The 9,437-nt window shown below is 60.6% G+C and carries 8 protein-coding genes and 1 pseudogene; 8 read left to right on the top strand and 1 reads right to left on the bottom strand.

Going from position 1 to position 9,437, the window contains the following annotated elements; translation table 11 throughout:
- From EPO09_RS11725 to EPO09_RS11695, 7 genes are all read left to right on the top strand, one after another.
- The coding region (locus EPO09_RS11725; RefSeq protein ID WP_290643279.1) for a helix-turn-helix domain-containing protein at positions 1-438 on the top strand (438 nt) is incomplete at its 5' end.
- 110 nt (positions 439-548) lie between these two features.
- A complete protein-coding gene (locus EPO09_RS11720; protein WP_290643278.1) occupies positions 549-2,846 on the top strand; it encodes a molybdopterin-dependent oxidoreductase in 2,298 nt (765 codons plus the stop codon).
- Positions 2,847-2,993: 147 nt separating this feature from the next.
- Positions 2,994-4,280, top strand: a complete 1,287-nt coding sequence (locus tag EPO09_RS11715) for an aminotransferase class I/II-fold pyridoxal phosphate-dependent enzyme (RefSeq protein ID WP_290643276.1) — start codon at positions 2,994-2,996, stop codon at positions 4,278-4,280.
- Between the two features lie 138 nt (positions 4,281-4,418).
- Positions 4,419-5,261 carry a sulfate ABC transporter permease subunit CysT gene (cysT, locus tag EPO09_RS11710; protein WP_290643274.1) on the top strand — a complete coding sequence of 281 codons (843 nt, stop codon included), beginning with the start codon at positions 4,419-4,421 and terminating at the stop codon, positions 5,259-5,261.
- A 29-nt stretch (positions 5,262-5,290) separates the two neighbouring features.
- Positions 5,291-6,190, top strand: coding sequence for a sulfate ABC transporter permease subunit CysW (cysW, locus tag EPO09_RS11705; protein WP_290643272.1), 900 nt, complete (start codon positions 5,291-5,293; stop codon positions 6,188-6,190).
- Positions 6,187-7,269 carry a sulfate/molybdate ABC transporter ATP-binding protein gene (locus tag EPO09_RS11700; RefSeq protein ID WP_290643270.1) on the top strand — a complete coding sequence of 361 codons (1,083 nt, stop codon included), beginning with the start codon at positions 6,187-6,189 and terminating at the stop codon, positions 7,267-7,269. The genes cysW and EPO09_RS11700 overlap by 4 nt, the downstream gene beginning before the upstream one ends.
- A 47-nt stretch (positions 7,270-7,316) precedes the next feature.
- Positions 7,317-7,988 carry a DUF1345 domain-containing protein gene (locus EPO09_RS11695; protein ID WP_290643268.1) on the top strand — a complete coding sequence of 224 codons (672 nt, stop codon included), beginning with the start codon at positions 7,317-7,319 and terminating at the stop codon, positions 7,986-7,988.
- A gap of 19 nt (positions 7,989-8,007) precedes the next feature.
- Here EPO09_RS11695 and EPO09_RS11690 read toward each other — a convergent pair whose 3' ends face one another.
- On the bottom strand, positions 8,008-8,598 hold the full coding sequence (locus EPO09_RS11690; RefSeq protein ID WP_290643266.1) for a superoxide dismutase family protein: 591 nt from the start codon (positions 8,596-8,598) through the stop codon (positions 8,008-8,010).
- 349 nt (positions 8,599-8,947) lie between these two features.
- Between EPO09_RS11690 and EPO09_RS11685 the strand changes: the two are divergent.
- Positions 8,948-9,437: pseudogene (locus EPO09_RS11685) on the top strand (hypothetical protein); the annotation flags it as partial.

Genomic DNA, 9,437 nt, shown 5'->3' with positions numbered 1-9,437 from the left:
GCCTTCATGCGCATGCGGCGTTTTGACGATTTCCAGACCAGTCTGGGGATGACGCGTCATCTCCTGGCCAGTCGGCTCAAGCGCCTGGTGGAGGAGGGCATTTTCGAGCGGGTACCGTATCAACAGGCCCCCGTGCGGCACGAGTATGTGCTGACCGAGAAGGGGCGAGCCTTGCATCCTGTCCTGATGGCCATGGCTACCTGGGGCGATGACTGGATGGACAAAGGTATGGGCCCGCCCTTGCTTTATCAGCATCGCGCATGCGGGCATGTGATGCGTCCGGTGATGGTGTGCTCCGAATGCCATGAGCCCTTGCAGGCGACTCAGGTCACGCCTTTGCCCGGGCCGGGGCTGGCGCCGATGCTTGGTGAAGCGGCCATGGCTGCGCCTGAGGCCACCAAGCCCAAGGCTCAGCGAGCTCGGCAGCGCGTTCGCTGAGCCCGGTGCTTCGCGTCAAGCGGTACGTCGTATCTTGAATCAGCTTGTTGGTTCCTTTTTGGAACCTATAATGCCTGAGCACATCGTCAGCCATCATCGAGGGGCGCGCCATGACCGACACGAACACCGAGTGGAAGAAAACTGCCTGCATCCTGTGCAGTATCAATTGCGGTCTGGAAGTACAGACAGGCGGCGAGGGTGGCCGCCACATCATCAAGATCAGAGGGGATGACGATCATCCGGTGTCGCGTGGCTATATCTGCGAGAAGTCCCAGCGCATGGACTTTTATCAGAACGGCGCAGATCGCCTGACCTTACCCATGCGGCGCAAGTCTGATGGCAGCTACGAAGCCATCAGTTGGGACACGGCCATCAGCGAGATCGCCCGCAAGTTCAAGGACATCAAGGCCCAGCACGGCGGTGAAAGCATTCTTTACTACGGCGGTGGTGGCCAAGGCAACCACCTGGGTGGCGCTTATGCTGACAGCTTCCTGAAAGCGGTGGGCAACCAGTACCGCTCCAACGCGCTGGCGCAGGAAAAGACGGGCGAGTTCTGGGTGCAAGGCAAGATGCTGGGCACCGGCGTGCACGGAGATTTCGAGCACTGCGAAGTGGCCGTGTTCATCGGCAAGAACCCCTGGCATTCGCACGGCTTTGCGCGGGCTCGCGTGGTGCTCAAAGAGATCCAGAAGGATCCGAACCGCAAGATGATCGTGATCGATCCGCGGCGCAGCGAAACCGCTGCGATGGCCGATTACCACGTGGCCATCAAACCAGGGACGGATGCCTGGTGCCTGGCGGCCTTGCTGGGCATCATCGCGCAGGAAGGCCTGTGGGCCAAGGATTGGGTCGCGCAACATACGGGTGGGTTGGATGCCGTGTTGCCCAGCTTGCAGGCTATCAACGTGGCGCAGCACGCCGCGGTATGCGGTGTGGATGAGGCCTTGCTGCGTGAGGTGGCACGTTGCATCGCACAGGCCAAGAGTGTGTCTGTCCTGGAGGACCTCGGCCTGCAGATGAACGTGCACTCCACACTGGGCAGCTACTTGCAACGTCTGATCTGGGTGCTCACAGGGCACTACGGTCGGCCCGGTACCAGCAATGCACCTGTGCCTTTGTTGTCCTTGTCCAAGGCCAGCAAGGGGGAGTCATCAGTTGGCGCGAATTCGGCCAAACGTGTGGAACGACGCAGCCCGGTGGCCAACGCCAAAATCATCATCGGGCTGATCCCTTGCAATGTGATTCCCGAGGAGATCCTCACCGATCACCCCAAGCGCTATCGGGCGATGTTGATCCAGAGCGGCAACCCGGTTCACTCACTGGCAGACAGCCAACGCATGCGAGAGGCCATGCGGGCGCTGGAGCTCTCTGTGGTTGTGGATGTGGCCATGACTGAAACTGCCCGCCAGGCTGACTACGTGCTGCCGGCCTGCAGCCAGTTCGAGAAGGCTGAGGCGACCTTCTTCAATCTGGAGTTTCCTCGCAATGTCTTCCACTTGCGTCAGCCCTTGTTCGCGCCGCTGCCAGGTACCTTGCCAGAAGCCGAGATCTACGCCCGCCTTGTCGAGGCCATGGGTGAGTTGAGCGACAAGGACTATGCGCCGTTGCGCCGCGCCTTGCGCTTCGGGCGCACCGCGTTTGCCTTGACCTTCCTGGCGCAGAGCATGCGCAAGCCGAAGGTGATGAAGTATGCCGCAGTGATCTTGTATCGCTCACTGGGCGATCATTTGCCAAAGGGCATGGCATCGGCCTCCGCCCTGTGGGGCGTGGCACAGTTGTACATCCAGGGCAATCGCAAGGTGGCTGCCAAGGCCGGCTTTGGTGGCTTTCCGATCTTTGCGGCCGAGCGCCTGTTCCAGGCCTTGCTCCAAGGGAGATCAGGTGTCGTGTATGCCATGGCAGATCATGAAGACAGTTGGTTGTCCGTCGGCCATCCCGGGCATCGCATCAATTTGCACATACCAGAGTTGCTGCCCGAACTGGGCAAGCTCGCACATGAACCGCCTAAACAGGATCCAGACTTCCCCCTCATCCTGGCCGCGGGTGAGCGGCGTGCCGAGACCAGCAACACCGCCGTGCGCGATGCAGCGTGGCACAAGCGAGGCTCCTACGGCACCTTGCGCGTCAACCCACAAGATGCCCAGGCCATTGGTTGCCAGGATGGCGATGTGGTGCAACTGAGCACGCGTCGCGCAACGGTCGAGGTACCCGTCGAGGTCACGGACATGATGCAGCCGGGCAATATCTCGCTACCCAATGGCTTGGGGCTGGACTATCAACAGCCCGATGGCCAGCTTGTTCGCAAGGGCGTCGCACCCAACGAACTGACAGATTGCACGCAACGTGATTTCCTGGCCGGTACGCCGTGGCACAAGTATGTGCCGGCAAGGGTCTCGCGGTTGGCCTGAGCGCGCAGCTTGGATTGCCTTGGCGGAACGCGGCTGCAACAACGGATCGCGCAGATACTTATCTGATTCTCCTCACTTGGCAAGCCTGCATTCATCGGCTAGGGTAAACACCCCGCCCCATTGAGGGCCGTTGATCTGAGGAAGAGCATGAGCAATCCAGACTGGAAGTTCGAAACCCTGTCGGTTCACGCGGGTTATTCACCCGACCCGACTACCAAGGCGGTGGCGGTTCCCATCTACCAGACAGCAGCTTACGCATTTGACAGCGCGCAGCATGGCGCTGATCTGTTTGATCTCAAGGTGCCGGGTAACATTTACACGCGCATCATGAACCCCACGACAGATGTGCTCGAGCAACGCATCGCTGCGCTGGAGGGCGGCATTGGTGCGCTGGCGCTGGCCTCAGGGCAGGCGGCCGTGACCTATGCCATTCAGACCATTGCTGAAGCGGGCGATAACATCGTGTCGTCCACGGCGCTCTATGGCGGCACCTACAACCTCTTTGCCCATACGCTGCCGCAGTTTGGTATCACCACGCGCTTTGCTGATCACCGTGATCCAGCCAGTTTCGAGCCCTTGATCGACGAGCGCACCAAGGCCATCTTTGTAGAGTCTTTGGGCAACCCCTCTGGCAACATCACGGACATCGCTCGCATTGCCGAGATCGCACATCGCCATGGTGTGCCATTGATCGTGGACAACACGGTGCCTTCACCCTATTTGAGCCGTCCGTTTGAGCATGGCGCCGATATCGTGGTGCACTCCCTGACCAAGTACCTGGGCGGGCATGGCACAACCCTGGGCGGGGCCATTGTGGACTCCGGCAAGTTTCCCTGGGCTCAGCACAAGGCCCGCTTCAAGCGGCTCAATGAGCCTGACGTGAGCTATCACGGGGTGGTCTATACCGAGGCCTTGGGCCCGGCGGCCTACATCGGCAGGGCGCGTGTCGTGCCTTTGCGCAATACCGGCGCGGCCTTGTCGCCCTTCAATGCCTTTTTGATCTTGCAGGGCATCGAGACACTGGGTCTGCGCATGGACCGCATCAGCGACAACACGCTGAAGGTGGCGCAGCATCTGCAAAAGCACCCTCGCGTGAAGTGGGTCAACTACGCCGGGCTGGCCGATCATCCCGAGAACCCATTGGTCAAAAAGTACCTCTCTGGCAAGGCATCGGGTTTGCTGACTTTCGGCGTGCCGGGCGGCCGTGAAGGAGGTGCTCGTTTCCTGGATGGCCTCAAGCTGTTCACGCGTCTGGTCAACATTGGCGATGTGCGCTCACTGGCCACGCATCCTGCATCTACCACCCACCGGCAACTCTCGCCCGAAGAGCTGGCCAAAACGGGCGTGGCCGAAGACACGGTGCGCCTGTCGGTCGGCATCGAGCACATCGACGATCTGTTGGCGGATCTGGATAGCGCGCTCTCTCAGGCTTGATTCCGCGTGTTTGACGCCAGTCTGGTGCAGGGCTGAAAGCCTTCTGCGTTTTTCGCATAAGCAGTGGCGGAAAGCGTCGTTTGGCTTTTAGTCCGGCATCTTTAGCATCGGAGGCCTTGATGTTGCTGGCCTCCTGTCATGCTGTTTTCTTCTGTGTTGTTGCGTCGTCGCTCGGTTTTGCCGGGCTTCGATCTGGCCATGGGCCTGACGCTGACTTACCTCTGCCTGATCGTGCTGATCCCGCTGGGGGCGGCGTTCTTGCGCACCACGGCCCTGACCTGGCCGGAGTTCGTGGAGGTGGTCACATCGCCCCGCGTGGTGGCCTCTTACAAGCTGACCTTCGGCGCTTCGATTCTGGCGGCCATCATCAACGCCGTGTTCGGCTTGCTCGTGGCATGGGTGCTGGTGCGTTATGACTTCTTTGGTCGCCGGATTGTGGATGCCCTGGTAGACCTGCCGTTCGCGCTGCCCACTGCCGTGGCCGGTATCACGCTGACAGGTTTGTATTCTGCCAACGGCTGGATTGGTCAGTATCTGGAGCCACTGGGCATCAAGGTGGCTTTCACGCCTGTGGGAGTGTTCGTGGCGATGACCTTCATCGGTTTGCCCTTTGTCGTGCGCACCGTGCAGCCCATTTTGGAGGACATGGCATCGGAGCTGGAAGAGGCCGCCGCAACGTTGGGTGCCAGCCGATTGCAAACCTTTTACAAGGTCATCCTGCCCATCCTGACGCCAGCCTTGCTGACTGGCTTTGCGCTGGCCTTTGCGCGCGCACTGGGTGAGTATGGTTCCATCATCTTCATTGCGGGCAACATGCCCATGGTCTCGGAGATCACGCCGCTGCTGATCATCACCAAGCTGGAGCAATACGACTACGCCGGAGCCACTGCCATTGCTGTGGTCATGCTGGTGATGTCCTTCTTGCTTTTGCTGGCCATCAATGCCTTGCAGGCCTGGGCGCGCAAGCGTCAGGGCAAGTGATCTGGATGATTGGAAAGACGAGAGCCATCATGAGTACCATTGCCATTTCAAACCATCAGACCATGGCGCCGCCCAATGTGGTGGGCGCCACCAAAGAGCCTGTTTGGGTGCGCTGGGTCCTGATCAGCATCGCGCTGATCTTTCTCACCTTGTTCCTGTTCGTGCCTTTGGCTTCCGTGTTCTACGAGGCCTTCAAGAAAGGCGTGGATGTCTATCTGGCCGCTGTGACCGAGCCCGATGCCGTGTCGGCCGTCACGCTGACACTGATCGCCGCAGTCATCTCTGTGCCCTTGAACCTGGTGTTCGGCGTGGCAGCGGCCTGGGCCATTGCCAAGTTCGACTTTCGAGGCAAGAGCATCCTGCTCACACTGATCGATCTGCCGTTCTCCGTGTCGCCGGTGATTGCCGGCCTGATCTATGTGCTGGTGTTCGGCCTGCAAGGCTGGTTCGGCGAATGGCTGCGCGATCATGATCTGAAGGTCATCTTTGCTGTGCCGGGCATCGTGCTGGCCACGATCTTCGTGACCTTTCCCTTCGTGGCCCGCGAGCTGATTCCGCTGATGCAGGCGCAGGGCCAGGAGCAGGAGGAGGCCGCGCGCGTGCTGGGTGCATCGGGCTTTCAGACCTTCATGAAGGTGACGTTGCCCAATGTGAAGTGGGCGCTGCTGTACGGTGTGATCCTGTGTAACGCGCGTGCCATGGGCGAGTTCGGCGCCGTATCGGTGGTGTCGGGTCACGTGCGTGGGCAGACCAACACCTTGCCCTTGCACATTGAAATCCTTTACAACGAGTACCAGTTCGCCGCGTCCTTTGCCGTGGCATCCTTGCTGGCCAGCCTGGCGCTGGTCACCCTGGTTCTCAAATACATGGTCGAGCGTCAGGTGCAGCGCGAGCTGGCCCAGGCCAAGGACGTTGGAGTTGCTGCATGAGCATTGAAGTCAAGAACCTCGTCAAACGTTTCGGCTCGGTCACCGTGTGCGACCAGCTGAACCTCGACATCCCATCCGGTGAACTGGTGGCCTTGCTGGGCCCTTCGGGCTCCGGCAAGACCTCGCTGTTGCGCATCATTGCCGGCCTGGAAACACCCGACAGCGGCTCGGTGCTGTTCAACGGCGAAGACGCGACCCATGTGGCCGTGCGTGAACGCCAGGTCGGCTTTGTGTTCCAGCACTACGCCTTGTTCGGCCACATGACGATCTTCGAGAACGTGGCTTTTGGCTTGCGCGTGCGCCCCAAGGACACGCGCCCGTCCGATGCGCAGATCAAGGCCAAGGTGACCGAGTTGCTCAAGCTCGTTCAACTGGACTGGATCGCCGATCGCTACCCACACCAGCTCTCCGGTGGGCAACGCCAGCGCATTGCCTTGGCACGTGCTTTGGCTGTGGAGCCCAAGGTGCTGCTGTTGGACGAGCCCTTTGGTGCGCTGGATGCCAAGGTGCGCAAGGAACTGCGTCGCTGGTTGCGCCGCCTTCATGATGAGATGCACATCACCAGCGTCTTCGTGACCCACGATCAGGAAGAAGCCATGGAAGTGGCCGATCGCATTGTGGTGATGAACCAGGGCCGTATCGAGCAGCAAGGCACGCCCGATCAGGTCTATGACCATCCCGCGACACCTTTCGTGCTGCAGTTCCTGGGCGATGTGAACCTGTTCCATGGCCGCGATCACGCACCAGGTGCGGTGGCTTCGTCGGCCAATGCGGCGGCTGATGCCGTGAGCTATGTGCGCCCGCATGAGATCCAGGTGCTGGCACGTGCGGAAGAGGGCAGCTTGCCTGTGAGCCTGGTGCACACCTTGACGGTTGGCCCGAACACGCGCCTGGAGTTCAAGCGTGCGGACGGCGCTGGCGAGATCGACGTGGAGCTGCCGCGCTCCGAGTACGCTGCGCTGCGTGACAGCGGCATCTTGCAGGCAGGTGCGACCGTGCACCTCAAGCCACGCCGTATTCGCCGCTTCCGTGCCAATGGCGCCGAGTTTGTCGAGAGTGATCCCGCGTCCATGATCTGACGCCGCCGCCTCCTGATGGCGCAGTGCCTGTCGCTATGATGATGGGCATGTCCCTGCACAAGATCCCGCTGCTCAGGCAGATTCAGATCAGGCCGCGCCTGTTTATCGCTGGTGGTATCGGCATGGCCGTTGCGCTGTGCCTGCCGACTCAATGGGCTGCGCGAGACGTGACACGTTGGATCATCGGCTGGAATGCCGGGGCCTGGATTTACCTTCTGCTGGCGGGCTGGATGATGGCGCACGCCAGCCACGCACAGATCCAGCGCAGGGCGTGTCAGCAAGACGACGGGGCTTTGGCGATTCTGGCACTGGTGGTGCTGGCTGCACTGGCCAGCCTGGGCTCGATCGTGGCCGAGTTGTCGGTGGCCAAGGAGTTCACGGGGGCGGCTCGCACGCTCCATATCGCCCTGGCCGGGGTGACGATCCTGTCCTCATGGGCGTTCACGCAGATGATGTTCGCGCTTCATTACGCGCACGACTTCTACGTGGCGCGGCGCCAGGGCCGTTCCGGTGGGCTACAGTTTCCTGAGACACCGGACCCGAACTACCTGGACTTTTTCTATTTCGCCGCCGTGATTGGCACCTCAGGCCAGACAGCCGATGTGTCGATGACGAGCTCCAGCATGCGCCGCGTGGGCCTGGTGCATTGTGTGCTGGCCTTCTTGTTCAACACAAGCCTGGTGGCCTTGACCATCAATGTGGCTTCCAGCCTCTTGTGATCGGCCGTGTGGTGATCGATCAGGGATGAACCGCGATCACGCCACAGGCAATGCGGGGGCCTGAGTTGCCCGTCGGCTGCGTCTTGTAGTCATCCGCGTTGGCGTGCAGGATCACGCTGTGGCCGTCAATGGCGTTGGCGCCCGTCTTGATGGTCACGCCGTGCAGCATGAACTTCTGGTCGATGACGCCGTTGGCATCGGCCTTCAAGGCGGGCATGTCTCCAGCGTGGTGCTCGGCGTCCTGTGGCCCGTGGGCTGTCTTGCCTGGGTTGAAGTGGCCGCCTGCGCTGGTGCCGTCCGCACTGGCACAGTTGCCCACATCATGCAGATGGAAGCCGTGTTCAGAGTCTGGGGCCAGGCCGGTGAAATGTGCATGCACCATCACGTGGTCTTGCATCTCGTGGAAGACCACCATGCCCCGAACAGTGTTGCCTTGAGTGGGGGTGAGCGTGGCCACAGCCATGTTGGCCATCATCATGTGACCCATCTTCATGCCCGGGCCATCGTCTTGCGAGGCTGCAGCGTCATGTTCGCCATGGCCCCCGTGAGCAGCGCAACCGCCCATCAGGGCAGCCAGCAAGCTCAATGTCGTCAACGAAATACGTTTCATGCGGTTCTCCTGTTTTTTCAATGATGAAGTTTCGTAACCGCAGGACTGTAGCGTCGTGTCTGGCAGTTTTCCGCATTACCCTTGCCATGAACCGAGACAAGCAGCGTTGCGTGGTTGCCGTGCACGTACTTATCCCCGGATCCTGTGGATAACCTTGTTGGCAAACTTGGGGGAACCCGGGTTCCCCCTGGGGTGAGGGTTGGCATGCCTCGAAATGAGGCAGTTTTGTGACGCTGATCGCGTTTTGTCCGGAAAACGCGCATATGGCAATCTGGATCGATTTTTTTGGGGACGTAGGGTGATGTTTGTGGCGTGTGCTGGACGAGGTTTCAAGCAATGGTTCGCAAGCTTGCTGATGGGGACTTTGTCGGTCTTGTCAGTCGCTCATGCGGGAGAGGCCGATGTCGGGCGTGTCATCGTCAAACTCAAGCCTGATGCCGTTGTGCTCAGGAATACCTTGGCTCAGGCTCAGTCAGCGGACGGATCCGCTCCGTTTGCAACGCCCATGAACCGTCTGGGCGCCCGGCGAGGGTTGTCCGTGCAGGATGGGCGAGCCATTGGCCTGCGCCTGCATGTGGCCATGGCACAAGGCCTCAGTTCACAGGCACTGGCCGCCGCCTTGTCCAAGGACAGCGATGTGGAGTACGCGGTGCCGGATCGTCTGCGGATGCCGATGGCGTTTGCCGGGGCACCTGCCGATCCTCTTTTTGACGCATCGAATGCCAACGCCTTCGTTCAGGCGGGCCAATGGTATCTACGGCCTGATGACGCCACATTCAAGTCAGCCACCAACGCGTCCTTGGCCTGGAGTACGGCCACTGGCAGTGGTGTGACGGTGG

Origin of the sequence: Aquabacterium sp., assembly GCF_004297345.1 — a bacterium.
In the GTDB taxonomy this organism is placed as follows: Bacteria; Pseudomonadota; Gammaproteobacteria; order Burkholderiales; family Burkholderiaceae_C; genus Aquabacterium.
Note: the sequence above shows the minus strand (reverse complement) of the source record. Positions and strands in the feature narration are given on the sequence as shown.

Bases quoted from the DNA above. Each gene is read 5' to 3' on its own strand.
- EPO09_RS11695 (WP_290643268.1), top strand. From the start codon at position 7,317: ATGTCCCTGCACAAGATCCCGCTGCTCAGGCAGATTCAGATCAGGCCG.
- EPO09_RS11700 (WP_290643270.1), top strand. From the start codon at position 6,187: ATGAGCATTGAAGTCAAGAACCTCGTCAAACGTTTCGGCTCGGTCACC.
- EPO09_RS11720 (WP_290643278.1), top strand. From the start codon at position 549: ATGACCGACACGAACACCGAGTGGAAGAAAACTGCCTGCATCCTGTGC.
- cysW (WP_290643272.1), top strand. From the start codon at position 5,291: ATGAGTACCATTGCCATTTCAAACCATCAGACCATGGCGCCGCCCAAT.
- EPO09_RS11690 (WP_290643266.1), bottom strand. From the start codon at position 8,598: ATGAAACGTATTTCGTTGACGACATTGAGCTTGCTGGCTGCCCTGATG.
- cysT (WP_290643274.1), top strand. From the start codon at position 4,419: ATGCTGTTTTCTTCTGTGTTGTTGCGTCGTCGCTCGGTTTTGCCGGGC.
- EPO09_RS11715 (WP_290643276.1), top strand. From the start codon at position 2,994: ATGAGCAATCCAGACTGGAAGTTCGAAACCCTGTCGGTTCACGCGGGT.